28 protein-coding genes are annotated in these 26,229 nt (G+C 41.6%); 5 read left to right on the top strand and 23 right to left on the bottom strand.

The features are described from left to right. Positions 1-7 precede the first annotated feature (7 nt). Together BA70_RS06635 and BA70_RS06630 are read left to right on the top strand one after the other, a co-directional pair. Positions 8-289 (top strand): hypothetical protein, encoded by a 282-nt coding sequence (locus BA70_RS06635; RefSeq protein WP_008358810.1) that lies wholly within the window; start codon positions 8-10, stop codon positions 287-289. A gap of 26 nt (positions 290-315) precedes the next feature. Next, positions 316-1,134 (top strand): membrane protein insertase YidC, encoded by an 819-nt coding sequence (locus BA70_RS06630; RefSeq protein WP_034319784.1) that lies wholly within the window; start codon positions 316-318, stop codon positions 1,132-1,134. A gap of 35 nt (positions 1,135-1,169) precedes the next feature. Here BA70_RS06630 and BA70_RS06625 read toward each other — a convergent pair whose 3' ends face one another. The 4 genes from BA70_RS06625 to mce are packed head-to-tail and all read right to left on the bottom strand — an operon-like array spanning position 1,170 to position 4,665. Further along, entirely contained in the window at positions 1,170-1,634 is a 465-nt protein-coding gene (locus BA70_RS06625) for a chemotaxis protein CheW (protein ID WP_034319781.1), read from the bottom strand. A 14-nt stretch (positions 1,635-1,648) separates the two neighbouring features. After that, positions 1,649-2,770, bottom strand: coding sequence for a M20/M25/M40 family metallo-hydrolase (locus BA70_RS06620; RefSeq protein WP_034319778.1), 1,122 nt, complete (start codon positions 2,768-2,770; stop codon positions 1,649-1,651). Positions 2,771-2,786: 16 nt separating this feature from the next. Beyond that, positions 2,787-4,256: an acyl-CoA carboxylase subunit beta gene (locus BA70_RS06615; protein WP_034319776.1), complete on the bottom strand. Its 1,470-nt coding sequence runs from the start codon at positions 4,254-4,256 to the stop codon at positions 2,787-2,789. Next, positions 4,243-4,665 (bottom strand): methylmalonyl-CoA epimerase, encoded by a 423-nt coding sequence (gene mce / locus BA70_RS06610; RefSeq protein ID WP_034319773.1) that lies wholly within the window; start codon positions 4,663-4,665, stop codon positions 4,243-4,245. Before mce ends, BA70_RS06615 begins: the two co-directional genes overlap by 14 nt. 101 nt (positions 4,666-4,766) lie before the next feature. Between mce and prli42 the strand changes: the two genes are divergently transcribed. Next, entirely contained in the window at positions 4,767-4,859 is a 93-nt protein-coding gene (gene prli42, locus BA70_RS19930) for a stressosome-associated protein Prli42 (protein ID WP_149865350.1), read from the top strand. Positions 4,860-4,897: 38 nt separating this feature from the next. Here the strand turns inward: prli42 and BA70_RS06605 are convergent, their stop codons facing one another. The 6 genes from BA70_RS06605 to BA70_RS06580 form a co-directional block, all read right to left on the bottom strand. Beyond that, a complete protein-coding gene (locus tag BA70_RS06605; RefSeq protein WP_034319771.1) occupies positions 4,898-5,407 on the bottom strand; it encodes a L,D-transpeptidase in 510 nt (169 codons plus the stop codon). Between the two features lie 53 nt (positions 5,408-5,460). Further along, a complete protein-coding gene (locus BA70_RS06600; protein ID WP_034319768.1) occupies positions 5,461-6,414 on the bottom strand; it encodes an aromatic acid exporter family protein in 954 nt (317 codons plus the stop codon). Positions 6,415-6,533: 119 nt separating this feature from the next. Further along, positions 6,534-7,256 (bottom strand): arginine ABC transporter ATP-binding protein ArtM, encoded by a 723-nt coding sequence (locus BA70_RS06595; protein ID WP_034319766.1) that lies wholly within the window; start codon positions 7,254-7,256, stop codon positions 6,534-6,536. Then, positions 7,249-7,902: an arginine ABC transporter permease ArtQ gene (locus BA70_RS06590; RefSeq protein WP_008358556.1), complete on the bottom strand. Its 654-nt coding sequence runs from the start codon at positions 7,900-7,902 to the stop codon at positions 7,249-7,251. Before BA70_RS06590 ends, BA70_RS06595 begins: the two co-directional genes overlap by 8 nt. Before the next feature lie 127 nt (positions 7,903-8,029). Next, on the bottom strand, positions 8,030-8,794 hold the full coding sequence (locus BA70_RS06585) for a transporter substrate-binding domain-containing protein (protein WP_034319762.1): 765 nt from the start codon (positions 8,792-8,794) through the stop codon (positions 8,030-8,032). Between the two features lie 195 nt (positions 8,795-8,989). Then, complete coding sequence (locus BA70_RS06580; RefSeq protein WP_034319759.1) at positions 8,990-9,427, bottom strand: BrxA/BrxB family bacilliredoxin; 438 nt, start codon at positions 9,425-9,427, stop codon at positions 8,990-8,992. 169 nt (positions 9,428-9,596) lie between these two features. On the opposite strand from BA70_RS06580, the gene BA70_RS06575 reads away from it, so the two are divergent. After that, positions 9,597-10,490 carry a YegS/Rv2252/BmrU family lipid kinase gene (locus tag BA70_RS06575; protein ID WP_034319755.1) on the top strand — a complete coding sequence of 298 codons (894 nt, stop codon included), beginning with the start codon at positions 9,597-9,599 and terminating at the stop codon, positions 10,488-10,490. Positions 10,491-10,505: 15 nt separating this feature from the next. Here BA70_RS06575 and BA70_RS06570 read toward each other — a convergent pair whose 3' ends face one another. The 9 genes from BA70_RS06570 to BA70_RS06530 form a co-directional block, all read right to left on the bottom strand. Next, the gene (locus tag BA70_RS06570) at positions 10,506-10,799 is read right to left on the bottom strand and encodes a YesK family protein (protein ID WP_034319752.1); all 294 of its coding nucleotides are present in this window, start codon (positions 10,797-10,799) and stop codon (positions 10,506-10,508) included. Between the two features lie 68 nt (positions 10,800-10,867). Continuing rightward, complete coding sequence (locus BA70_RS06565) at positions 10,868-12,124, bottom strand: dihydrolipoamide acetyltransferase family protein (RefSeq protein WP_034319750.1); 1,257 nt, start codon at positions 12,122-12,124, stop codon at positions 10,868-10,870. Between the two features lie 18 nt (positions 12,125-12,142). Further along, positions 12,143-13,126: an alpha-ketoacid dehydrogenase subunit beta gene (locus tag BA70_RS06560; RefSeq protein WP_034319747.1), complete on the bottom strand. Its 984-nt coding sequence runs from the start codon at positions 13,124-13,126 to the stop codon at positions 12,143-12,145. Between the two features lie 12 nt (positions 13,127-13,138). Beyond that, positions 13,139-14,131, bottom strand: a complete 993-nt coding sequence (locus BA70_RS06555; RefSeq protein ID WP_034319744.1) for a thiamine pyrophosphate-dependent dehydrogenase E1 component subunit alpha — start codon at positions 14,129-14,131, stop codon at positions 13,139-13,141. Positions 14,132-14,148: 17 nt separating this feature from the next. Further along, positions 14,149-15,573, bottom strand: a complete 1,425-nt coding sequence (gene lpdA / locus BA70_RS06550) for a dihydrolipoyl dehydrogenase (protein WP_034319742.1) — start codon at positions 15,571-15,573, stop codon at positions 14,149-14,151. Then, positions 15,563-16,684, bottom strand: coding sequence for a butyrate kinase (gene buk, locus BA70_RS06545; RefSeq protein WP_034319740.1), 1,122 nt, complete (start codon positions 16,682-16,684; stop codon positions 15,563-15,565). The genes lpdA and buk overlap by 11 nt, the downstream gene beginning before the upstream one ends. A gap of 34 nt (positions 16,685-16,718) precedes the next feature. Continuing rightward, positions 16,719-17,813 (bottom strand): branched-chain amino acid dehydrogenase, encoded by a 1,095-nt coding sequence (gene bcd, locus BA70_RS06540; protein ID WP_034319737.1) that lies wholly within the window; start codon positions 17,811-17,813, stop codon positions 16,719-16,721. Between the two features lie 25 nt (positions 17,814-17,838). Continuing rightward, the gene (yqiS, locus tag BA70_RS06535; RefSeq protein WP_034319734.1) at positions 17,839-18,732 is read right to left on the bottom strand and encodes a phosphate butyryltransferase; all 894 of its coding nucleotides are present in this window, start codon (positions 18,730-18,732) and stop codon (positions 17,839-17,841) included. Positions 18,733-18,858: 126 nt separating this feature from the next. Then, positions 18,859-20,931: a sigma-54 interaction domain-containing protein gene (locus BA70_RS06530; protein ID WP_034319731.1), complete on the bottom strand. Its 2,073-nt coding sequence runs from the start codon at positions 20,929-20,931 to the stop codon at positions 18,859-18,861. 149 nt (positions 20,932-21,080) lie between these two features. Here BA70_RS06530 and BA70_RS06525 point away from each other — a divergent pair, with 149 nt between their 5' ends. Beyond that, positions 21,081-21,317 (top strand): DUF2627 domain-containing protein, encoded by a 237-nt coding sequence (locus BA70_RS06525; protein ID WP_034319728.1) that lies wholly within the window; start codon positions 21,081-21,083, stop codon positions 21,315-21,317. 34 nt (positions 21,318-21,351) lie between these two features. Here the strand turns inward: BA70_RS06525 and BA70_RS06520 are convergent, their stop codons facing one another. From BA70_RS06520 to spoIVB, 4 genes are all read right to left on the bottom strand, one after another. Further along, positions 21,352-22,089 carry a glycerophosphodiester phosphodiesterase gene (locus BA70_RS06520; RefSeq protein WP_034319726.1) on the bottom strand — a complete coding sequence of 246 codons (738 nt, stop codon included), beginning with the start codon at positions 22,087-22,089 and terminating at the stop codon, positions 21,352-21,354. Between the two features lie 226 nt (positions 22,090-22,315). Next, entirely contained in the window at positions 22,316-23,416 is a 1,101-nt protein-coding gene (locus BA70_RS06515) for a response regulator aspartate phosphatase (protein WP_034319723.1), read from the bottom strand. Between the two features lie 446 nt (positions 23,417-23,862). Then, positions 23,863-24,666: a sporulation transcription factor Spo0A gene (gene spo0A / locus BA70_RS06505; protein WP_034319717.1), complete on the bottom strand. Its 804-nt coding sequence runs from the start codon at positions 24,664-24,666 to the stop codon at positions 23,863-23,865. A gap of 285 nt (positions 24,667-24,951) precedes the next feature. Continuing rightward, positions 24,952-26,229: a SpoIVB peptidase gene (gene spoIVB / locus BA70_RS06500; RefSeq protein ID WP_034319714.1), complete on the bottom strand. Its 1,278-nt coding sequence runs from the start codon at positions 26,227-26,229 to the stop codon at positions 24,952-24,954.

Raw genomic sequence — 26,229 nt, 5'->3', positions numbered from 1 at the left:
GATAATCATGATTATTGATACATTCAATGAAGTCTTTTTCCTTGTTGAATTCTTTACGATTATTCTTCCAGCGCTGACGGCTATCGGCATTGCGTTTTTATTAAAAGATTGCCGAATGAACGAGCACCTTGGTGGTCATCGTTTGGAAGAGTTGAACGCATCGTGCTTGAATCGAACAGACTTTCTGTTTATCATATATGATCGCATTACAACTTGGATTAGTAAAGTCATTCGAATGAAAAGATCATCAAATGATGATGAAGACCATTCGCTTCCTCTCTCTTATTAGATTTTTATTATTGAGGAGGAAACGAATTGAAACGTTTATTGACTGTTTGCACTACTTTATTTTTGATGATGATGGCGTCACCTGCATTTGCGGCAAGTGCGCAAACGAATACGAGCTCTGATGGGTTTTTCCATCATTATTTTGTCCAGCCTTTTTCTGAGTTGATCATTTGGCTTGCGAACTTCTTTCATGATGATTATGGGTTATCCATTATGTTCGTGACGTTGATTGTCCGCCTGCTCATTTTCCCGCTTTTTGCGAATCAATTTAAGAAACAAAAAGTCATGCAGGAGAAAATGGCACTGATTAAACCTCAAATTGACCAAATACAAAGCAAATTGAAGAAAACGAAAGAACCTGAGAAACAAAAAGAACTACAAATGGAAATGATGAAAGTTTACAAAGAGAACAACGTAAACCCGCTGGCGATGGGCTGTCTGCCTATGCTGATTCAAATTCCAATTGTTCTTGGCTTTTACTCGGCTATCCGCTCAACACCAGAGATCGCAACACATTCGTTCTTATGGTTTAACTTAGGACAAACCGATCTATTGGTAGCAATCTTTGCAGGCGCTATGTATTTCTTGCAATTTTATGTCACGCAAAGATATGCGAAGCAATCAGGCACCCAAACAGAGGCTGCGCTGAAGCAAGCCAAAGTGATGGGCATGATTTTCCCAATTATGATGCTGTTTATTTCAATCAATGCACCCGCTGCCCTTCCTTTATACTGGATGACAAGCGGATTATTACTCACGATTCAAACAATTATTTTAAATGTGATGTACCAAAAATCAAAAACGAAAGCTGCGGCAAACGATCAAATCAACCCAGCTGCTGAATAAAAATGAGCCCCTTATCTGATGATAAGGGGCTTTCTTTATGCCAATTCTTCTTTCAATCTTTCTGGCAATTGATCGAGGTCCTCAATTTTTCCAAGGAACTTACTAGGGTCCACTTGTAAAATCATCTTGTTCTCTCTCTCCACGACGCCGAAGAAATATTCAGATGCTTTTGTGTTCATATGAAATGGCTTGATCTCGCTTAGCTCGATATCAATGATATCTTTCGCATCTGAGACAAGACAGCCAATCATTTGATCGTTTAATTCAAATAGTAAAATCTTGGACTGTTCGTTCACATCAAGGGGCTTTCCGTGAAGCATCACACCTGTGTCACTGACTGGAATGACCTCTCCTCTTAATGACATGAGTCCTTTAATTTCTTTTGGGAGGTTCGATACTTCTTGTAAATAAGGAACCTTCTCAATCGAACGAATATGCTCTACACTGATGCCAAAATCCTCTTGCCCCACCTGGAAAATAATGATCTTTTGCGTGCTCACAGAGTCTCCTGCCTTTACGATGGATTTGTCGTTTCTTCGATAATGGCGAGAACCATTTCAGCTGTTTTGACTAATTCTTCAATCGGCATTTTCTCATTTTTCGTATGAATATCTTCATATCCAACAGCTAGGTTGACGGTTGGGACGCCGTTCCCGGCAATGACGTTTGCATCACTGCCTCCACCGCTCGTCTGTAGTTCTGAAGGACGGCCAATTTTCGCAGCCGCTTTTTTCGCCACTTCTACGACTTGATCGCCGTGAGAGAATTTGAAGCCTGGATACATGATGTCAATTTGTACATCGGCACTTCCACCCATTTCTTTAGCGGTTTTTTCAAAGGCTTCTTTCATCTTCGCTACTTGTGCTTCCATTTTTGCAGGTTCTAAAGAGCGTGCTTCAGCAAGAATATCGACTTGATCGCAGACAATATTCGTTTGCGTTCCGCCTTCAAAACGGCCGATATTCGCCGTTGTTTCTTCATCAATACGGCCAAGCGGCATGCTGGCAATCGCTTTTGATGCAATGGTAATCGCAGACACGCCTTTTTCAGGTGCCACACCTGCGTGAGCTGTTTTTCCATAAATGGTTGCGCGTACTTTCGCCTGTGTTGGCGCAACCACGATAATCGTACCGACCTTGCCATCTGAATCAAGGGCATAGCCATATTTTGCTGTCATCAGTTTCGGATCTAACGCTTTTGCTCCAACCAGTCCTGATTCCTCACCTGCCGTGATGACAAATTCAATCGTACCATGCGGCAAATTCTTCTCTTTCAGCACGCGGATGGCTTCAAACATAGCAGCAAGCCCTGTTTTATCGTCAGCTCCAAGAATGGTTGTTCCATCCGTCTTGACATAGCCGTTTTCAATGACTGGTTTTACACCATTCCCTGGAACAACTGTGTCCATATGAGAAGTGAAATAGATTGTATCCGCCTCTTGATTTCCTTCAAGTGTGCAAATGAGGTTCCCTGCACCGTGGCCAGTTGTCGCCTTTGAATCGTCTTCAACCACTTTAAGACCAAGCTGCGTAAATTTTTCTTTTAATACTTCAACAATCTTTTCTTCGTGTTTTGTTTCCGAATCAATCTGAACAAGTTCTAAAAATTCGTCTAGTAAGCGTTTCTCATTGATCATGATGGTGCTCCTCCTCTTATAGCGGCATGTTGCCATGCTTTTTTAACGGTCTATCTTCTACTTTACTGCGAAGCAGATCAAATGAGCGAATCAATCGCTCTCTCGTTTCAGTTGGCGTTAAAATATCGTCTACCAGCCCTAACTGAGCCGCTTTCAATACACTCGGTTCCTTGTCAAACTCCTGCGAAGCAGATTGAACAATTTCGTCTGCAAACGTTTTTCCCATGATATCGATTTCTGCCTCCGGCCATGCATAAACAAAGTCAGCCCCTAAGCCCTTACTATTCATGGCGACATATGCACCGCCAAACGCCTTTCTTAAAATCACGGTGATTTTTGGAACTGTCGCTTCTGCGTACGCATATAGAAGCTTCGCGCCGTGCCGGATAATTCCCGCATGCTCAGCTTTCTCCCCTGGTAAAAACCCAGGAACATCCACAAGGGTTAAGATGGGAATATGAAACGCATCGCAAAACCGGATAAACCTGGCCGCTTTATCAGCAGCGTCAAGATCAAGGCTTCCTGCCAGCACCTTTGGCTGATTGGCGACAAGACCAATCGAAGACCCTTGTAATCTGGCAAAACCTGTGACGATATTTTTCGAGAAACAAGGCTGCGTTTCAAAGAATGAGCCGTGATCGGTTATCGCTGTCACCACTTGTTTGACATCATAGGTGCGTGATGGATCCCTTGGCAAGATGTCGCCTGGATCAATGGCATCATGCTTACGTGCCTCTCTATGAATGACAGCCTGTTGTTTCGTTGGTATGTACGTTAAAAGAGTTCGAACCGCTTTTAACACGTCCCTCTCATCTTTCCCAGTATAGTGCACATTCCCGCTTGTCTGATGCTGAACACTTGCACCGCCAAGCCGGTCAGGACAGACCGTTTCTCCTGTTGCCTTCTCTATGACTTTCGGACCAGTTAAAAACATATGGGCTGTTTGCTCCGTCATGAATACAAAATCAGTCAATGCAGGCGAATAAACTGCACCTCCAGCACATGAGCCTAAAATAACGGATATTTGCGGGATTTGACCAGAGTACAACACGTTACGTTTAAAAATCTGACCGTATCCTTCTAATGATACCACACCCTCTTGAATTCTCGCACCACCTGAGTCTTTTAGACCGATGATGGGCATCTGATTTTTAGCCGCCAGATCCATTAAAGAGGCAATTTTTTTGGCATGCATTTCGCCTAATGATCCCCCATATACTGTCGCATCTTGAGCATAAACACATACGGGTCTTTCATGAATCAGCCCCGTTCCAATAATGACGCCGTCACCTACATGCTCTGATCTGTAACCTTTTGCAAACGGCTGCATTTCCATCAAGCTATCCTGATCAAGAAGTTCATGCAGCCGCTGACGAACAGTCAGCTTTCCTTTGTTTCGTTGAGCCGCTGCTCGTTTTTCACCACCGCCCTTTAAAGCCTTCTCTCGCCATTCAGACAAGTCATTGAACGATTCATTCATCGCCATATTTCTCTCCTTTCAAGGGCTCACACAATTCAAATAACACACCCGCTGTTTCTTTTGGTGAAATAAATGCGATACGTTTTCCGCTGGCACCCATTTGTGCTGTTTTTTGAAGGAGCTGTACGTCTAAGTGATCAAGATGGGTAAGATCAGCCTGAATGTCATCTGACTTTAATGCAATATGATGAAGACCCTCTCCTCTTTTTGTTAGGAAGGTATGTAATTTGCTATGATCTGCCATCGGTTCAATTAATTCAATGTGCAGGTCACCAAGTGAAGCGAAGGACGCCTTAATCTCTTGTTCAGGAATTTCTTGTATGTCTGAAAATTGCCAGTTAAACAGTTGATGAAGCGTATGACTTGTTTCTTTAATAGAAAAGACAGCAATGGCGATATGATCGATTTGGTTCATCCGTTCACTTCCTTTGTTGATCACTTGTCGCGTACTAAAAAACCAGCTAGAATAAAGAAAGGTGCGCTCGTCGCAAAAATCTTCCGTAATAGGGGTGCGATATGTCTCAGAAATTCATGAAATTTATGGTATTGCTCATGATTAGCTTGCTGTTAATTTCTTCACTATTAGCAGGAGCAGCAACCTTTTTATAAGGTTTCTATAACAGCAGACAAGCAGGTGATTCGTTCGATCAACGAATGGCCTGTTTGTCTTTTGCTAGCTTTTCAAATGAATCGCTTGATTTGGTAATCCACACTTTTGTTCCAATTGGAAGCTGATCAAACAGCTGTTCTACATCTTGATTATGAAGTCTCACACAGCCTGCCGTGATAAATTTCCCTATCGATGTTTCGTCACTTGTTCCATGAATCCCATAGATTCTTCCATCTGTCCCTCGTGCATCAAATCCAATCCATCTTCGGCCAAGAGGGTTATTCTTCGCACCGCCTTCAATATTCTTTCTTCTGTAATAAGGATCTTTCGCTTTAATCATAATGGTAAATTCACCTTCTGGCGTTAACTCAACTGTTTTCCCTGTAGAAGCAGGATATACGTTTTGGATTTTCCCTTGATCAATATAAGCAAGTTCGTTCGTTTGTTTATTAATAATGACAAATGGGTCTCCGGGAAGCGGGTTCTGTCCGAGCGGCCAAATAGGCGAAAGGGACATGGTCAGCACGGTATAAAATAAAAGACGCATAGGCTCCTCCTTTTTTCATTAGATTGACCAATGAAGGAGGAACTCATGCGTCTCTATTCTTTCATCCCTTTAAAATAGCTTTTCAACACTAAATATTGTTCCATTTCCCCGAGGAAATGAAAGAGTGCGGCTCTTGCCTCAAATTCTTCTCGTGTTTGCGGAAGCGGGAGAGCTTCGAACTCTTCTTTCATATCAATGAGACGTCTTAAAAACTTATGCGCCGTGTTACCTGGGTGAATATGTTCGCGCAAGTCTCTGATGTATTCTGCAATGATTTGCCCATGCTCTGTTGTAATGGAAATAGACGTAATTTTCGGAAGCACGCGCTCAATGATTTCAAATTGCTTTTGTCTCATGTTGAAATAATGATAATACAGATTTTCATGTCTTAGCACATGGTTTTCAACATCACGATATGCGAGAGCTTTCGCTTCTTTGATCAATTGGTGTGTCTCTGGTATTTCTTTGCCTGTCCAGTCTTGTTTCCCTGTCATCAAGTATTGCTCAATTTCTTCAAAGATTTTTGCAAAATTGGCTTCAATTTGTTCACTGTATCGTTTGAGCTTTTTATCAACACTTGGCATATACAGGTTCATAATGAGCGCTACCCCAACACCAGTTGTGATCAGCAGCAGCTCATTCCAGATGAGATGAAGAGTAATCCCCCCAGACATGTACAAATGAAGAATGATGACAGAGCTTGTGACAATCCCTTCTTTGATTCGGAGCAAAACGGTTGTCGGAATAAAGACGAGCAGCATGAGTCCAATAACGAAAGGATGATAACCAATCAGATCGAAAAATAAATAAGAAAACAAGATGGCGAGACTGCATGCTGCAAACCGAGCCCCTGATGCTAAGAGTGACCTTTTTTTCGTCACCTGAATGCACAGGATTGTAATTATCCCGGCAGCTGAATAATTTTGCAAGCCAAGCATTTGTGCAATATAGATGGCTATAGCTGTTCCTAATGCTGTTTTCAGCGTTCGGTAGCCGATTTTAAACATGATGTAATTCACTCTTTTCTGTCTTGTTTCCATTCACTTTTGTGAAATGATGAACTTTTTTTACTTTCCCCATTATAATCAAAAAAAGAAGAAGATGTTAAGTCTCCTTCTTTTTTTCTTTATAATATTTTTTGTAAAAAGTCTTGCGCACGCTGTGAAGACGGCGATTCAAAAAATTGAACAGGATTCGCATCTTCTACAATTTTCCCGTCATCCATAAAGATCACACGGTCAGCCACTTCTTTTGCAAAGCCCATTTCATGTGTGACGATCACGAGCGTCATCCCCGATTGAGCCAGCTCTTTCATGACCTCTAATACTTCCTTCACCATTTCAGGATCAAGTGCAGAAGTTGGTTCGTCAAACAGCATAATGTCTGGTGTCATTGCAAGCGCACGTGCAATCGCCACACGCTGCTTTTGACCACCGGACAAACGGTTCGGGAAATCATCTTTTTTCTCTAAAAGCCCTACCTTTTTTAACAGGTCTTCGGCTTGTTTGATGCTGTCTTCTTTCGATTGATTCTTCACATTCATTGGCGCATACGTAATATTTTCTAACACGGTTTTATGCGGGAACAGGTGGAAATGCTGAAACACCATTCCAATGTTCTCACGTACTTTTAGTGCATTGGTTTTTGGGTTTGTGATCTCCGTATCCTTAATCGTAATGACACCGGAAGTCGGCTTTTCAAGTAAGTTGATGCAGCGAAGAAACGTCGATTTTCCTGAACCAGATGGTCCAATGACCGCGACAACTTCCCCTTCTTGAATGGTAGTGTCGATTCCTTTTAGTACTTCATTTTTGCCAAAAGATTTTGTGAGCTTCTCTATTTTAATCATTAGATTTTAACTTCCTTTCCACCGATTTGCCGACAAAGGTGAGAACAAGCACGATGACATAATAGATGAGACCCGCAAAAATAAGCGGTTCGAGATAATTATACGTAACGGCACCTGCTTGGTAGGCTCGTCTCATCACATCGCCCAGTCCAATGACTGTAACAATCGCTGATTCTTTTGTCAGTGTAATCGTTTCGTTCACAAGTGCAGGTGAAATATTTTTGAATGCTTGTGGAAGCAATAAGTCCTTCATCATTTTAGCATAAGGGATGCCTAAAGCAACGGCCGCTTCTTTTTGACCTTTATCAATGGCATTAATACCAGCACGAATAATTTCAGATACGTATGCCGCCGAGTTGAGTGAAAATGCCGCTACAGCAGCCCAGTATTGATCGATTTGAAAGCCGAGAAGCTGAGGCAGACCAAAATAGATAATCAGAAGCTGAAGCACAAGCGGTGTGCCTCGGAAGATTGACGTATAAAAATCTGCAAGCCAAATGAGCGGCTTAAACACACTAATTTTACAGAGCGTTAATAAAATCCCTAAGATAAAACCAAGGAAAAGTGACACCACTACAATAGAAAGCGTGACCTTAAGACCTTCTAAAATAAAGGGCATCTGAGGTATTACATCTTTAAAATCCATCATTATATTCTCCTTTTTTTGCCTTCATACGAAATCAAAGAATAAACAGGAAAAAAGTTCAACACGTGTTGAACTTTTCAGCGCTTACTACTTGATTTTCATGAATGACGCTGATCCTTTTCCTGCATTATTTTTCATCAGCAAACCATTTTTTAATCAATTGATCAAGTTCGCCATTATCCTTCATTTCTTTTAAAGATTTATTGAATTTCGCTGTTAAGTCGCTATTTTTTTTGAATGCAATGGCTGAACCTTCGTTTGAGCTATTCAATCCAAATGCTTGGAATTCTTTTTCCTTTTCTAAGTAACCAGCAGCCACTTTATCTTCAATAATCGCTGCATCAAAGCGGCCGGCTTTGATCTCTTGAATGATATCAGAGATTTTATTACGATCTTCAACTGTTAAGTTATATTTCTTTTGAAAACCGTTTGCTTCATCCTGTTGAATAGAGCCTAATTGAACGCCAACTGTTTTGTCTTTTAAATCTTTCTCTGCTTTGATTCCGCTAGATTTCTTTGATACAACCAAGTTTTCAGCATTGTAATAGACATCAGAGAAATCAACTTGTTTTTTACGTTTTTCTGTAGGTGTCATTCCTGCAAGGACAATATCCGCTTTGTTTGTTTTAAGTGCTGATACAAGGCTTGCAAAGTCCATATCTTGAATTTCTATCTTGTAGCCGTTCTTTTTCGCCAGTGCTGTTGCAAGATCTACATCGAAACCGACAACTTTATCGCCATCTTTTGATTCAAATGGCGGATAATCTGCTGATGTCGCCATGATGAGTGTTTTGTCATCTCCTGATGCGTTTGAATTATTAGAAGAAGTTCCGCATGCTGCTAGGGCAGCTGCAAGACCAGCCGTCATAAGTAATAATAACCACTTTTTCATATGATGATGCCTCCCAGTATTTAAAATCATGTGTAAATTTGAATATTTATTCACTATAATGTATTTTAAACACTTTCTTTTTAAGATGCAATAGTATTTTGCTAAAATTATTTCGATACAATTGTCTTATAAAACAAAAAACAGACCGGCCAAAAGACCGGACTGCTTCATATTTATTCGTTCAAAAGGTACATTTTATATTTCTTCGCAATGCTCATCGAAAGCGGCTTGAAGTTTTGACACAACTTCCATTGGTTCGTGTCCCTCAATTTCATGACGCTCTACCATTTTGATGATCTTACCATCTTTTAGTAGTGCAAATGATGGTGAAGACGGCGGGAAGCCTTCAAAGTATTCACGTGCTCTTGCCGTTGCCTCTTTGTCCTGTCCAGCAAACACTGTTAGCAATTGATTTGGACGCTTATCGTAATGAACAGAATAACCAGCAGCTGGTCTTGCAATACCGCCAGCACAACCGCACACTGAATTCACCATAACAAGTGCCGTGCCTTTTTTAGTCAGTGCTTCGTCTACTTCTTCAGCTGTTGTCAGTTCATTGTAGCCTGCCTGCTTGATCTCTTCTCTCGCTTGTTTCACAATATCATTCATAAATAAATTAAAATCAATATTCATATCCGTTCACTCCTTCTACGTACCAACACCATTTTAACTCCATCATATCAAGGAAAACGCCTGCGGGCAAATGTGTTGTCTTTTCCCTCTTCACTTTTTTCAAACATCGTTTATGAGCTGTCAAATTGGGGAAAAGTGATGATAAAGAGATGAAAGGGAGAACTGCGTGATGGCACAATTCAAAAAAGCGATGCTTATTTATAATGGAAATGCTGGACAAAAAAACATGGAAAAAACACTAGGTCAAACAGTGCCTCTTCTTTCTCTACATATCGATGAACTCATCCTTAAACCAACAAAGCAGCCAAATGATGCCTATCATTTCTGCCGTGCGATAGATGAGACAGTTGAATTGCTCATTATATTAGGTGGAGATGGTACCGTACATGAATGCATGAACGGAATTGGCGGTTTAGCAAAAAGGCCGGCTGTAGCGATATTACCTGGCGGGACATGCAATGACTTTTCTAGAACGCTTGGCATTCCTCAACAAATGCAAAAAGCTGCTCAAATGATTGTAGACGGCGCCCGAAAAAAGGTCGACTTAATCAAAGCAGAAGATCGATACCTTTTAAATTTCTGGGGGATCGGGCTCATTGCAGACACCTCCAATAATATTAATGACAAGGAAAAAGCCGTACTCGGCAAAATCAGCTACTTCACAAGCGCCATTAGAACCCTGCAGCAAACAGATCCTTTTCACGTACGCATTGAAACCGAAGAGGAAAACTGGGAAGAGGAAGCTGTGATCGTACTTGTGATGAACGGACAATTTATCGGTACAAATAAAATTGATTTGCCAAATGCAGCAATTGATGATGGAAAAGCCGAAATTTTAATTTGTAGAAATACTAGTTTCTCTGCTTTAAAAGAGATATTTTCAATGAACCGGGAAGAGCTAGAGGATTTTACCGGTGATCTGTCTCTCATCCAATCGTCCCGTGTTCATATCCACACAAAAGAGGAAATGGATGCAGATACAGACGGTGAAGTATACATGACAGCCCCCTCTTCCCTCGAAGTATTAAAGCAACATTTGACCTTTATTGTTCCAGCACAATAAAGAAAGCGCCCGAGATCATTTAGATTCGGGCGTTTTTTTAATATAGCGTCTGTATAAATATTCAAGTGCATACCCAAGCAGAGTGCCTAAAAGAAGTGAAATGCCTAAAAAGCTATTTGCTGCTCCTTTAAATCCACCTATAAATAGCAAGCAGTACGCAATTTGAATGATTGAAACGATGGATATGATGAGTAGTAATCTTTTAGGTTGATTGCGTGATTTCGAAATATACCGAAGAAAAGCGAACGCAATCGCTGTGATAAACATGAGGCCAATCGTTAGAAAAGCAAAAAAATCTAGTCCGGACATATCATCGCTCCTTTCTCATTGATATGGAAATCCCCCTCTCATGATCGGGAGGGGGAAATTAAAGTGGCTTAATAAACAGATGTCTGCTCGTCGATGCCTTCAAGGATTTGTTTAATTCTTTGAAGGAATCTGCCGCACACAAGACCATCTAGTACTCTGTGATCCAATGAGAGACAAAGGTTCACCATGTCTCTTGCCGCAATCATTCCACCCACAATCATTGGACGCTTCACGATCGATTCTACTTGTAAAATGGCCGCTTGCGGGTAATTAATGATCCCCATTGATTGTATTGAACCAAATGACCCCGTATTATTTACGGTGAAGGTGCCGCCTTCCATGTCACTTTGCTTCAGCGTTCCTTGTCTTACCTTGGAAGCAAGCTCATGAATTTCTTTGGCGATACCCTTAATGGTCTTTTCATCAGCATCCTTAATCACTGGAACAAAAAGAGCGTCATCTGTAGCGACAGCAATCGAAACATTGATTGCTTTCTTTTGAACAATTTTATCTCCAGCCCACATGCTGTTCATTTCAGGGAATTCCTTTAATGCTTGAGCCACTGCTTTGACAAAGAATGCAAAGAACGTCAAATTAAAGCCTTCTTTTGCTTTAAATTGATCCTTTAGCTGATTTCTTCTTGTCACAAGGTTTGTCACATCGACTTCCATCATCGTCCATGCATGTGGAATTTCATGTTTGCTTCTCAGCATATTTGCTGCAATCGCCTGCCGGATCGGTGTGACTGGCAGCTCGACATCACCAGGCATTGAAGAGATGGAAGGCGCATCTTTCGCTTTTGATGACGGCGTACGATCCGTTTGAACCTCACCTTCACTTACAGGTGCTGCCTTCTCTTTTACGCCTCCACCCTCGATGAGCTGAAGCAAATCTTTTCTTGTGATTCGGCCGCCTGCTCCTGTTCCTTGAACAGCCGCTAAATCAATCCCATGCTCATCTGCTAAGCGAAGGACTGCTGGAGAGTATCGTTTCTTTTGACTTTGATCCACTTTTGCTTGATCAGGAGCGGATGCTTCGTTTTGTTCAGGTGCCGCTTCTTCTTTTGCACTCTGCTGCGTGCTGCCTTCTACTTCAATTTCACAAAAAACTTCTCCGACTTGAAGTGTATCGCCTTCCTCAGCCGATAGCTTTGTAATCGTTCCTGTAAAGGATGACGGGACCTCTGCGTTCACTTTATCCGTCATCACTTCCGCAATAGGATCGTATTTATTCACTTGATCGCCAGGTGAAACGAGCCATTTGCTAATGGTTCCTTCTGTTACACTTTCACCTAGCTGAGGCATTTTCATTTGTTCAATTGCCACTTGAAACCCTCCTCTTTCTTAAAACGCCGCTAGCTCTCTCATTTCAGCTTCTACCTTATCCGGATTGACCATGAAGAATTTTTCCATTGTCGGGGCATAAGGCATTGGCGGGATATCAGGTCCTGCTAGACGTTTAATAGGTGCATCTAAATCAAATAAGCAATGCTCCGAAATGATCGCCGCAACCTCACTCATAATGCTTCCCTCTTTTGTATCTTCCGTTAAAAGAAGAACTTTTCCCGTTTTTGATGCCGCTTCAATAATCGCTTCCTGATCAAGCGGGTATACTGTTCGCAAATCGAGAATATGAGCGGAAATTCCGTCTTTTGCAAGGCGGTCTGCTGCTTGCAGCGCAAAATGAACACATAGGCCATATGTAATGACCGTGATATCATCGCCTTCACGTTTCACATCTGCTTTTCCAATAGGAAGTGTATAATCCTCTTCAGGCACTTCTCCTTTAATGAGACGGTATGCACGTTTGTGTTCAAAGAACAATACAGGATCTGGATCACGCACTGCGGCCTTTAAAAGACCTTTTACATCATAAGGTGTAGAAGGCATCACAATCTTTAAGCCAGGTTGATTGGCAAAAATCGCTTCGACCGATTGTGAATGATAAAGTGCTCCATGAACACCGCCGCCATAAGGTGCGCGGATGACCATTGGACAGCTCCAATCATTATTTGAGCGGTATCTAATTTTTGCAGCCTCTGAAATGATTTGGTTGATAGCAGGCATAATGAAATCCGCAAATTGCATCTCTGCAATCGGGCGCATTCCATACATCGCTGCCCCAATACCCACACCAGCAATAGCTGATTCTGCAAGTGGTGTATCCATCACGCGCTCTTCTCCAAATTGCTCGTAAAGACCCGCTGTCGCTTTAAATACGCCGCCTTTTTTCCCGACATCCTCTCCGAGCACAAACACTTTCGGATCTCGTTCCATTTCTTCTTTCATCGCCAGTGTAATGGCGTCTATATATGACATAACAGGCATTTTTCTTCCCCCTTACTCCGCATACACGTAACGAAGTGCGCTTTCTGCTTCAGCATAAGCTGCGTTTTCCGCTTCATCAGTGGCTTCGTTTACGATTTGCATGATTTCTTTTGTCATCTCTTCTTTCATTTCAGAAGTCATGACGTTACCTTCGATTAAGTACGTTTCATATTGGATGAGCGGGTCTTTCTTTCTCGCTTCGAGCACTTCTTCTTTTTCTCGATAGCTTGAATCATCGTCATCACTAGAATGCGCAGTTAAACGGTAAGAAATAGCTTCAATCAATGTTGGGCCTTCGCCTCTCGCCGCACGATCTCTCGCTTCTTTGACAGCTGCATATACTTCAAGCGGATCATTACCATCTACGGTAATGCCAGGCATTCCGTACCCAATCGCACGATCTGAAATGCGTTCACATGCCACTTGTTTGTCGTATGGAACGGAAATGGCGTACTTATTGTTTTCACACATGAGAATAACAGGCAGCTTATGCACAGCAGCAAAGTTGGCTCCTTCGTGGAAATCACCTTGGTTTGAAGAGCCTTCACCGAACGTGACAAAGCTGACAAAGTTTTTCTTCTCTAAACGTCCAGCAAGTGCGATTCCCACCGCATGAGGAACCTGTGTTGTGACAGGCGATGATCCGGTCACAATTCGGTTTGATTTTTGTCCAAAATGACCCGGCATCTGTCTTCCGCCTGAGTTTGGATCGTCTTTTTTTGCGAAACCAGACATCATTAAATCTTTCGCTGTCATCCCAAATGCCAGCACAATCCCCATATCGCGATAGTAAGGTAATACATAATCTTCTTCTCTATTAAGCGCAAAGGCTGCTCCGACTTGCTGCGCTTCCTGCCCTTGACAAGAGATCACGAATGGAATTTTCCCAGAACGGTTTAATAGCCACATCCGTTCATCGATTTTTCTTGCTAGTAGCATTGTTTTATATATGTCAATTGCTTGTTCATCTGATAATCCTAATTCCTGATGACGCATGTTACTCATCATGTTTCCCTCCTTGATTAAAAATGGATCGCCTTACCGTCAACAGCAAGTGCTGCCTCGCCAATCGCCTCTGACAAGGTTGGGTGCGGGTGAATCGTTTGCCCCACTTCCCACGGCGTTGCATCAAGTACTTTGGCTAATCCAGCTTCAGATATCATATCTGTTACATGAGGACCAATCATATGAATCCCTAAGATATCATCTGTTTTTTGATCAGCAATGATTTTGACAAATCCATCAGACTCCCCAAATACAAGCGCTTTTCCATTCGCCATGAAAGGGAATTTCCCAATTTTGACTTCATAGCCTTGCTCTTTTGCCGCCTGTTCAGTGAGTCCAACACTAGCGGTTTCTGGGTGAGAGTAAACACATTTAGACACGAGCGTTTCATCGAGCGGCTTTGGTTCTTTTCCAGCCATATGTTCCACAGCAATCATGCCTTCGTGTGAAGCCACATGTGCCAGCTGAAGTCCGCCAATGACATCTCCTATCGCGTAAATATGCGATTCTTTCGTTTGATAATGTTCATTCACGACAATGCCTTGCTTTTCTGTTTGGATCTCCGTATTTTCGAGCCCTATGCCTTCAATATTTGGTACTCGACCGACTGAAAGAAGGAGTTTTTCCGCTTCAAACGACTGAATGTCTCCGTCCTTTTCCGCTTGAATCTTGACGAAATTCTCTTGCTTTTCTACCGTATCTGGCAATACCTTCGCATTTGTGACAAAGGTGATGCCTTTTTTAGATAAAAGCTTTTCCATTTCTTTAGAAATGTCTTGATCTTCTGTTGGCAAAATGCGATCCGCAAACTCGATCACAGTGACTTTCACGCCAAAATCATTCAGCATGGATGCCCACTCAATTCCGATCACCCCGCCGCCGACAATCAGCATCGACTGAGGCAGCTCTTGCAGTTCAAGTGCATCATCTGATGTGAGGATGTGCGTTCCATCTGCTTCAAGCCCAGGCAAGACGCGCGGTCTTGAACCTGTCGCAATGATGACCTGCTTTGGAATCAGCATTTCATTTTCATCCCCATTCGCCATTTCTACCGAGATGGTTCCTGGCATTGGCGAAAAGATAGATGGGCCAAGTATACGACCAAGCCCTTCGTATACATCAATTTTTCCTTGTTTCATTAAGTGTTTGACGCCGCCTGCTAGTTTTTCTACAATCTCTGCTTTTCTTTTTTGTACATTTGCAAATTGTAAGGCGATACCACTTGTCTCAATCCCAAAATCGGCCGCACGTTTGACCGTTTGATATACTTCTGCACTTCTGAGCAGCGCTTTAGATGGAATGCAGCCTTTATGAAGACATGTTCCTCCAAGCTGTGCTTTTTCTACAACTGCTGTTTTCAATCCAAGCTGTGAGGCACGGATGGCCGCTACATAGCCGCCTGTGCCTCCACCAAGAATGACGAGGTCATATTCAGTTGCCATGACTTGTCACTCCTTTCTTCGTCCTTTGATCATTTGGGTATTCTTTCGGTGATTCTTCTTCTTTTAGAATACGAAGCGCACCTTCTGCTAAGGATTGCAATTCATTTTCACCTGGATACACGACGACATCTGAAATCCAGTCAATGTACCCTCTAATACTTGATGTAATTTGTTTGCTGTATGCAAGTCCGCCTGTTAATACAATGACGTCAACTGCTCCTTTTAACACAGCACTAGCTGCACCGATTTCCTTGGCAATTTGATAGCACATCGCTTCATAAATGAGCGCTGCACGCTCATCTCCCGCTTCGATGATGCGCTCTACTTTGACAGCATCTGTCGTGCCGAGATAGCCCGCAAGACCACCTTCACCAATAATGCGCTTGAGCATTTCCTCTTGGGTATACTCACCAGAAAAACAAAGATTCACGAGGTCACCTGTTGGCAGGGTGCCCGCTCGCTCAGGGCTGAAAGGACCTTCGCCATGCAGACCGTTATTGACATCGATGACTTTCCCTTTTTCATGTACACCAATGGTGATACCGCCGCCCATATGCGTAATAATCATGTTCAAATCTTCGTAACGCTTCCCAAAAGAAGCAGCTGTTTTTCTTGCGACCGCTTTTTGATTTAATGCATGAAAGATACTTTTTCTTTCGATCGTTGGTAGCCCTGAAATGCGAGCAATCGGCTTTAGTTCATCCACTACAACTGGATCGACAATAAAAGCTGGGATATTTAGGCCGAGTGCAATTTCTCGTGCAATGATACCGCCTAGGTTGGACGCATGCTGTCCGGCATACCCTGCTTTTAGGTCCTCAACCATTTGCTCATTTACTTCATATGTGCCTCCTTCAATTGGGCGAAGAAGACCGCCGCGGGCACAAACTGCATCAAATTTCGAGATATTCATCCCCTGTTCATGCAGTGTTTTCAGAATTGTTTCTTTGCGAAATGAAAATTGATCAATGATATGAGGAAACTGCTTTAATTCCTCATCTGTATGTCTTAGTGTTGTTTCAAAGATGGATCGTTCATTATGAAACACACCGATTTTTGTTGAAGTAGAGCCAGGATTAATCGTGAGAATACGCCATTCTTTTGTCAGCAAAAACAAAACCTCCGTTTCAACTCATTCTTCAAAATTAGCGACGACTTAAAATATGTTGACCATTTTGCAAGAATTGACTTCTTGATTTGCGCATTCTTTCAATTCGCTCTTCAGCCAATCGGTCTGCCGCTTTATAGGTTGGAATGGCATCACGGTTTGAAATTTCAATGACACGCTCAATATTTTGGTAAATGCCTTCGACTTTTTTCATTGCACGATCGGCATTATAACCGTAAAGCTCATCAGCAACGTTAATGACACCGCCTGCATTGATGACATAATCAGGTGCATATACAATGCCCATTTCATGAATGAGATCCCCATGATGCGTTTCTCTTAGCTGGTTATTCGCCGCACCTGCAATGACTTTTGCCTTTAGTTTAGGAATCGTCATATCGTTAATGGTTGCACCAAGTGCACACGGCGCATAAATATCACATTCTTGATCATAAATATCGTCAGGGTCTACAGCTTTTGCACCGAAGTCTTCTACCGCTCGCTGAACAGAATCTTTGTTGATATCTGTAACAATCAGCTGTGCGCCTTCTTCGTGTAGGTGTTTACACAGATTGTAGGCCACATTCCCAACACCTTGGACAGCAATCGTTTTTCCTTCCAATGAATCCGTCCCAAATGCAGCTTTTGCAGCTGCTTTCATCCCTTTATATACACCGTAAGCTGTGACAGGAGATGGGTTCCCGGAAGAACCAAATGCAGGAGAGATGCCTGTAACAAAGTCAGTTTCTTCATGGATAAGATCCATATCTTCTACAGTTGTGCCGACATCTTCAGCTGTGATATAGCGGCCATTCAGCCCTTGAATGTAACGTCCAAAAGCACGGAACATTTCTTCATTCTTGTCTTTTCTCGGATCACCGATGATAACCGTTTTCCCGCCGCCAAGGTTAAGCCCTGCTGCCGCATTTTTATAAGTCATCCCTCTTGCTAGACGCAAAGCATCTTCGATGGCTGCTTCTTCGTTTTCATACGTCCACATTCTCGTTCCGCCTAGTGCTGGACCGAGTGTTGTATCATGAATGGCAATAATGGCTTTTAAGCCAGATTGCTCATCCTGACAAAATACAAGCTGTTCATAATCGTATCGTTCCATATATTTAAAAAGTTCCATTGTCTATTCCTCCTAATACTTCCGCTTAATTTGATGTACAGATGGCAAGTGCAATTGAATAGAGCTTACTTTCGGCTGAATCAGACCGGCTTGTTAAAGCTATTGGCGCCTTCGCTCCTGCCACCACAGCCCCTACCTTTGCATGTGCAAAGTAAATGAGCGATTTATATAAGATGTTGCCTGCTTCAATTGTTGGCACAAGCAAAATATCTGCATGGCCAGCTACATCACTCGTAATATTTTTATGAGAAGCCGCCGTTTGAGAAATGGCATTATCTAAAGCAAGTGGTCCATCAACGAGGCAGCCAGAAATTTGACCTCTTCGATTCATTTGGGCAAGACTTGCAGCAGCCAGCGTCGAATCCATTGCTGGGTTCACTACCTCTACCGCAGATAAGACCGCAACCTTTGGCATGTCGTTTCCGACAGCATGTGCTACTTGAACGGAATTGATCGTAATTTCTTTCAGCATATTTAAATCCGGCGCGATGTTCATCGCAGAATCTGTTACATAGATAAAACGGTCGAAGCCTGGCACTTCGAAGGCCGCGACATGTGATAGGACACTCGCTGTTCGAAGTCCGTATTCTTTATTCAGTACCGCTTTTAAAAGGACGGCTGTCGGGACATTCCCCTTCATCAAAATATCTGCATGCTTCTCACTTACTGCCTGTACGGCAATTTTGGCAGATTCTTCGGGTGAATCAGAATGAATAATATCTATCCAGTCTTCATTGATCTCATGCTGTTTGACTCGCTCCTTCAGGTTGCGTTTGTCCCCAACTAGCAGGAAACGTGCGACCTTTCGTTCAATTGCCATATTGATGGCATGAAGCACTTCTTCATCCTCTGCATGAGCCACAGCCGCTGTTTTATTCTGCAACTGTGAGGCTTTGATAATCAGATCGTCTAGCTTCATACATGCCCACCTTTCCTTGTGCTCGGTTCATCTTTTCTTTATGCAAGTTCCGTGCCAACTTGAAACGCGAGGAAAATGGACCATTTCCCGATCAATCCGTGCATTTTTTTGCAGGCAACATGCATGTTATTGCATGCTATCTTTTGCAAGTTGATATTTATCCATTTTATAGTAAAGGTTCCGAATGCTGATCCCTAACGTTTTCGCTGTTTTGGTACGATTGAATTGATGCTTTTCAAGGGTTTGTTTAATTAGCTGCGCTTCAAATGCTTCAACGGCATCCGAAAGCGTCTCCCCCTCAAATTGGCTTACAGCAAGTTCCTGCTGCTCTTTTTCTTCATGTTCTTCTGACTCCATGAACGCAATATGCCCTTCATCAATCCATTCTTCTTGCGGATTCAAAAAGATCATGGCTCGTCCAAGCACATTTTCAAGCTCTCTCACGTTGCCAGGCCAGCTGTATGAGCGAAGTCTATTGAGTGCATTTTCTGTTAAACCACTCACATTCCGTCCATAGTCTAAATTGATCTTCTGGATGAGACGTTTGCTTAATGAGTCAATATCTTCAAGACGCTGCCTAAGCGGCGGGATGGAGATCGGGTATCTGTTCATCCGATAATATAAATCCTCTCTGAACTTCCCTTCCGCCATCGCTTTTTCAATATTGACGTTTGTTGCCGTGATCACACGGACATCCACCGGTATGGCTTTTGTTCCGCCTACTCTCACAATTTCTTTCTCCTGCATAACGCGAAGTAATTTCGCTTGTGTACTTGGGGTCATTTCACCAATCTCGTCTAAAAAGATGCTGCCGTGATTCGCTTCTTCAAACAGCCCTTTTTTCCCGCCGCGCCTTGCACCAGAAAACGCTCCTTCCTCGTAGCCAAAAAGCTCTGACTCTAAAAGGGTCTCCGATAAGGCCGCACAGTTAACCCGTACGAAGCGATTATATTTCCGGTCACTTTCATTGTGAATGGCGTGTGCAAACAGCTCTTTCCCAGTACCTGATTCTCCTCGGAGTAAAATGGTAGCCGGTGTTTTTGCACCTAGCTTTGCCTGCTCAAGTGCCACAAGCATTTGCTCACTTTCTCCAATAATGTCTTCAAACGTGTACTTTGCCTCAAGGGTTCGGATGAGCTGTCTTGCTTTATTCAATTCATTCGTGAGTGATTGGATTTCTGATACGTCATGAATGACGCCAACACTGCCTTTTAGAATGCCATCAACGATGACTGGCGCTACGTTGACGATCACATCCTTTTTATTTGGTCCTACTTTCATTCTGACGCCTCGAACCGGTCTTCTTGTTTCAAGAACCTTCAAGTGCATGCTTTCACCTTCAGAAATATCTGCACCAGCTGGTTTACCCACAACCTCTTTGTCCGTTAAACCGGTCATTTTCGTATAAGCACGGTTAATTAAGATCCCTTTTCCTTGCTCATCTACAACCGATATGGCTTCATCTGATGATTGAATGATAGCCTCAAGCATTGTTCGCACTTCTTTGAGGTTCGTGACTTCCTCCGCAAGCTCCACAGCATCTGTAATATCTTTAAAGATAGACAAAGCGCCGAGCATTCTCCCTGCGTCATCAATAATCGGCAAACGCGTTGTGACAATTTGTATTTGCTGATTCAGAAATTGTTTTTGATTAAATTCTGGCTCTCTCGATCTTAAAATGTAAGGAAGTTTCGTGTTTGGAATCACTTCTCGTATGTGACGGCCAATCGCATCTTTTTGCGATCGTCCAACCATTTTGGCAGCCGATCGATTAAATAGGACCACTTCTTCATCCATATTAATAAAAATCATGCCATCGTTCGTTGCATTAAAAATGCGGTCATGTTTATAGGTTTGTTCCTTTAACATTTGAATAAGCTGCTGTTTTTCTGACATTAATTCTGATATGACGTACGCCATTGAACTTGGAACAATGACAGCATGCTCTGGTTTTTTTTCAATCAGTTCCTTTAACACAGCAGAACGGCCTGTTGTTTCAATGATGATATCAATGTCATCTTTTATGTATTCTTTCCAATCCGTTGTCGTATCAATTCCATTCTTTTTCGCTTCTACCATCCCCGGTGCCTCAAGATCAAGGTCGGCGATCGCAACGATTTGAATCATATTTGTTTTCAGCAATGTTTCAAGCAATGCTGATCCACCCTGTCCCGCACCGACAATCAAGACTCTCTGCATCCCGTTACCCCTTTATATGAAAAAATTTGCACACCATAATTTTCCGTTGCAAAAAATTGCACAACTCTTATATTACCACGTTTTCCTTTCTTGACAAAATATTTTTTGAATTAGACAATGGAAGTAAATGACGATTAAGGGGACATTTGATGGGGAGAATACTTGCATTAGTCATTATTTTAATACCTGGCGCCTTTGCAGCACTTGGAATTAAGCTGCTTCGTGACACTGTTTTTGGCATCATCATTGCACCATTTCCATTTTTATGGCTGCAAGGAATTGCAGGGTTGTTGTTTTTAGGGGGAGGTCTTTATGTTGTAGCTGGGTTTATTTTATATAGAGACCGTAAACGCAATAAGGTGACTGCTCGCTTTAAGCAAAGATAAGCATGAAAAAAGACCTGCTGATGATTGCAGGTCTTTATTTCATTTCTTCTCTTATTTTCACGGCTCGATCAGGAAAATCAGTGAAAATACCATCAACACCTAAGGAGAACATTTTTTGCATCTGCTTCTCACTGTTTACTGTAAACGGCCTAATCACTTGATGAGCCGCATGGAGTGCTGATACGACCTCTTTTGTCACCCCAGCACCCTTTATATTTGGATGGTATCCACTTGCAGGGATTGTTTTTAAGTACATCTCTGGCTGATGAATCACATCCATTGTAAGTACCGCAAGTTCAATTTGCGGCATCAGCTTGTGAAAAAGAGCTAAACTGCCGTGATGAAAGGATGAGACAAGTACACGATCCTCAATTTGAAAATGTTCAATTTGCTCTTTTACTTTCTCTTCAATACCTGGATATCGATAAATGGAGTTTTTCAGTTCAATATTGATGATGAATGATGATTGCTGCGCAACTAGTTCCAATACTTCTTCTAAAAGGGGAATGGACACAGCACCTGTTTCTTCATAGAAAGAATGACTCGCATCTCCTGCTTTTAACTCTTCATATGTATGGTCTTTCACTAAGCCTTTCATATTCGTCGTTCGGTTCAGCTTCTCATCGTGAATGACAGCCAGTTTGCCGTCTTTGGTCAGCTGAACATCAAGCTCAATACCGTCAGCTCCAGAATGGAGTGCATGCTCAAAGGCTATCATGGTGTTTTCAGGATAGATTCCTTTAAAGCCTCTGTGTGCAAAAATTTTCGTCATATGTCACCTCTAAATATGATGCTTATCTTCATTATGACGGGTTTTTTTCAGTTTTTCCAGTTTGGGCACATAAAAAAACCTCTTCTTTTAAGTACGAAGAGGTTGAAAGATAAATTCGATCACGTAATCGCTCTGATGGCTTGCTCTGTCATCTCTGCGTCGAGAGCAAAAAGGGAAGAAACAACTGCGACTGCTGTAACGACTGTTACACCTAACAACAACTTTTTCATAAGATAACCTCCACTTTCTTTTGAAGTATTTGTGCATCGAATTTCTTTTCAAGAAAACGAATGGCATTTTGATAGTCATTTCGTTCCTTGAAGTATTTCGATATTTGTTCAGACAAATCCTCAAGCTCTACATATAATCTATTTTTTTCTATGTAGTCTAATTTTTCAGAGAATACGTCTGCTGCTCCACTATTTTCGCACATCAAATCTAAAATTTCAAATTTTACTATATATTCATTATTTTGGATATCGCAGCTATACTGAATTCCCTCTTTGATATATTCTTTCGCCTCTTGATCTCCTAGATGAACTAAGGCATTGGCCAGAACATATAAAGATTGGATGTAATAATGACTATTGTCGCGGTGAATTTGAATGCCCATTCCTTTTTTGGCATATTGTGCGCTTTTTTCATAATCAGGCTTTGCATAATAAAGGACTGCTAAATTGTGATAGCATTTCCCAATCAGCACTTCATTGTTCATACGTTTACTTTTTTCAAGTGCCTCTTGATATTTATCCTCTGCTTCATCAAATTGGAACAAATCAATACAATTGCTGGCATGTAAAATTAAGCTGTCAATCGCTTGAGCTGTATATTCTTCATGCGCTTTAAACGTATCGATGGCTTTTTTAATATGATTAATGGAAATGAAATTTTGTTTCAATTCGTAATAGATAGAAGCAACCTTATGGTGAAAAGTTCCCACTTCCAAATCTTCATTCACGCGTTTTAGGCGCTGTTCTGCAATTTTGTAAAAGCTAATGGCTTCATCATACTTCTTTACATATGCGGCGTATTGGCCTTTGTAAAAGTAAAAATAAAAATTAATAATGTCATCTGCTTTCTCATCCAGCGTTCCGACAGTTTTCATAATTTGATTGGCTTTTTCAATATTTCCAAGTAACATTTCATGTCTGCCGTCAACAAGTTGATAATAAAGGAGAACTTCGCGGTCTTCATCTGTATTTTTTAGCAAATTCTGAATTTTCTCTTTATAGATAGCAGATTTTTCTAGGTCATTCTGAGAAATGACCCTCGTCCACTTGCTAATTTCGTTCGCTACCTCAGCAGAGTGGATTTTCAGCTTTCCCATAACCTCACCCTCTTCTTTTCATTATTATAGCATAGTAAAAGAATGTGAAAATTATTAAATTCGACAATGGGAATATTCAGTTCAAATGGCACAATCTCTAAGAAGCCAGTGACTTTAAAACGCCAACCAATCAGGTCAATAGAAATAGAACTTTCGATCTCATTTGCTTTATTTACCAATTACATAAGACCTTTTCCTCTCATCCTTTTTCTTACGAATGAGCGTTTTCTTCTTCTACATCGATTGATTGGCGTAGCTGATTACCACTAATTTATGTCTTATCGAATTCTTTCATGCTTTATTTTTCATTTTATTCTGAAAATAAAGTAATCCGTTTGTCTAATTTAAACATTAAGATGATTTTATCAACACAACCATATTTTGACAATCTTTTTTAAAAATAAAAAAACGCCTCAATGAAGAAACGTTTTTTCATCTAAAATGAACTAGCTTGCTCTATGCTCTAAACGCAGACGGTCAGCCACCATGGCAATAAATTCTGAATTGGTCGGTTTGGCTTTTGACATGCTGACTGTGTAACCAAAGAGTGATGAAATGGAATCGATGTTTCCTCTGCTCCAGGCGACTTCAATGGCATGACGAATTGCTCGTTCCACCCTGCTGGCAGTCGTGTTAAATTTCTTCGCAATGTCTGGATATAATACTTTTGTGATGCTTCCGAGAAGCTCAATATCATTGTACACCATAGAAATCGCTTCTCTTAAGTATAAATATCCTTTAATATGAGCTGGCACTCCAATTTCATGAATAATTGTCGTAATGCTCGCATCTAAGTTTTTACGTTTCGGTTCAGGTTTATTACGAAGAACACTGTTTTGGATAGATGAAGATCGATGGGTAACTTGTGTGCCGTTTCCACTGACTTGACGAATATGACCTACTAGGTTTTCCATATCAAATGGCTTTAAAATGAAATAGGATGCGCCCAAATCGACTGCTTTTTTCGTGACATCTTCTTGTCCGAATGCCGTTAGCATAATCACACTTGGCTGTTTGGTCATATCAGAGTTTTCACGGAGGCGTTCCAGTACAGCAAGACCGTCTAAATGAGGCATGATAATATCTAAGAGGAGAACGTCGGGCTCTTTATCTTTAAATAATGTCAGACATTCCTGACCATTATACGCCACGCCAAGTACTTCCATATCTTCCTGTCCCTCAATATACTCTGTCAAAAGGCCAACAAGCTCTCGGTTATCATCAGCTACACACACTTTAATTTTCTCCACGTTCTTTCCTCCCCAATGTCGATTCCTTTAGTCTTTTGCATTTCTCTTCTGAGTGTTCAATTCGACAAAACCATGCTATCCCCTTTAAAAAACTTTCATTTTCCGAATAATAGAGCATTATCTAGCTTTTTCTACGTTTTTCTTAACGAATCGACGATTATTGCAATTTGACAACATACTATTTTCCATTTTGTCGAAAAATCTCTTTTTCCTTATTTTATAACATGATGGCAGAGAAAGAAAGGGGAGAAAAAAACTGCCGGAAGATTCACGGCAGTTTCATGATCAGCTTGCTTTTTTGTTTTTTTGATACAGATCGATTCCTGCTTCTGACAGCATCCATTCAATGTGTACGCCATATCCGCTTGTCGGGTCATTAACGAATACGTGTGTGACCGCTCCAATGACTTTGCCATTTTGGATGATGGGGCTTCCGCTCATTCCTTGAACAATTCCACCCGTTTTGCTTAATAATCGTTCATCTGTTATCTTTAGCACCATCCCTTTTGTGGCTGGGAATTTCTGCGGTGTTGTGCTGACGATTTTAATATCAAACTTCTCCACTTTATCATGGTCCACTACGGTTAAGATCTCTGCTGGACCTTCTTTTACTTCATTTGATAAAGCGACTGGAAGAGGTTTGTCCGCTACATGATTTTCGAGCTTTTCGGTTAATGTACCAAATATACCGAATGGACTGTTGCGCGAGATATCACCTATCGTTTTTCGCTCGGAAGAAAATCTCGCCAGTTTTTCTCCAGGATTGCCTCCTGTGCCTTTTTCGATCGATGTTACGGTTGATCTGACAATTTCACCATTGTCGACAACGATTGGTTTTTTTGTATCCATGTCAGAAATCACATGCCCAAGGGCACCATATTTTTTAGAAGATGGTTCAAAGAAGGTCATCGTTCCGATTCCTGCTGCGGAATCACGAATATAAAGACCAATTCGATAGGTGCCTTCACTTGCATCTTTTGCGGGTGTTAATGTTGTTTGAAAGGTTTTATGATCTCTCTTTATGAGTAAATGAAGTGTTTCACCCGTTTTTCCTGCTTTCTGGATAAATGGGGTGAGGTCATTCATTTTCTCCATCTTTTGACCATTTATTTCAATGATCATATCCCCTGATTGAATGCCTGCGGCTTCACCTGGTGATTTTTTGCCGTCTGCCGTTGTGATTTGATGAAAACCTACAACGAGAACTCCGACAGAGTGGAGCTTGACGCCAATGGATTGTCCTCCAGGAATGACTTTTAATTCAGGGAGAACATCGACTTTTGTTTTCTTAATAGGAAATCCTTTAAAATCATAAACAATTTCGGCTTTCCCCGCCTTTTGTCCAGTTACTTCAAGCTGATTCTTTTTCTCTGAAAGACTAAAGGCTGGTGAAGAAGTATTGGCTGACGCTTCAATCGATGTCTCAATTGAGTGCTTCTCTTTTTCAAATACAGCAACGTTTGTTGGAATGCTGATATATTCCTTCACTATGCTCATAAACCCTGTACTTATTAAAGAAACAAGGAGAATAACACCAATGGCTTTTCTCATCTTTTCGGGCAT

Origin of the sequence: Bacillus zhangzhouensis, from assembly GCF_000715205.1 — a bacterium.
Lineage (GTDB): Bacteria > Bacillota > Bacilli > Bacillales > Bacillaceae > Bacillus > Bacillus zhangzhouensis.
Note: the sequence above shows the minus strand (reverse complement) of the source record. Positions and strands in the feature narration are given on the sequence as shown.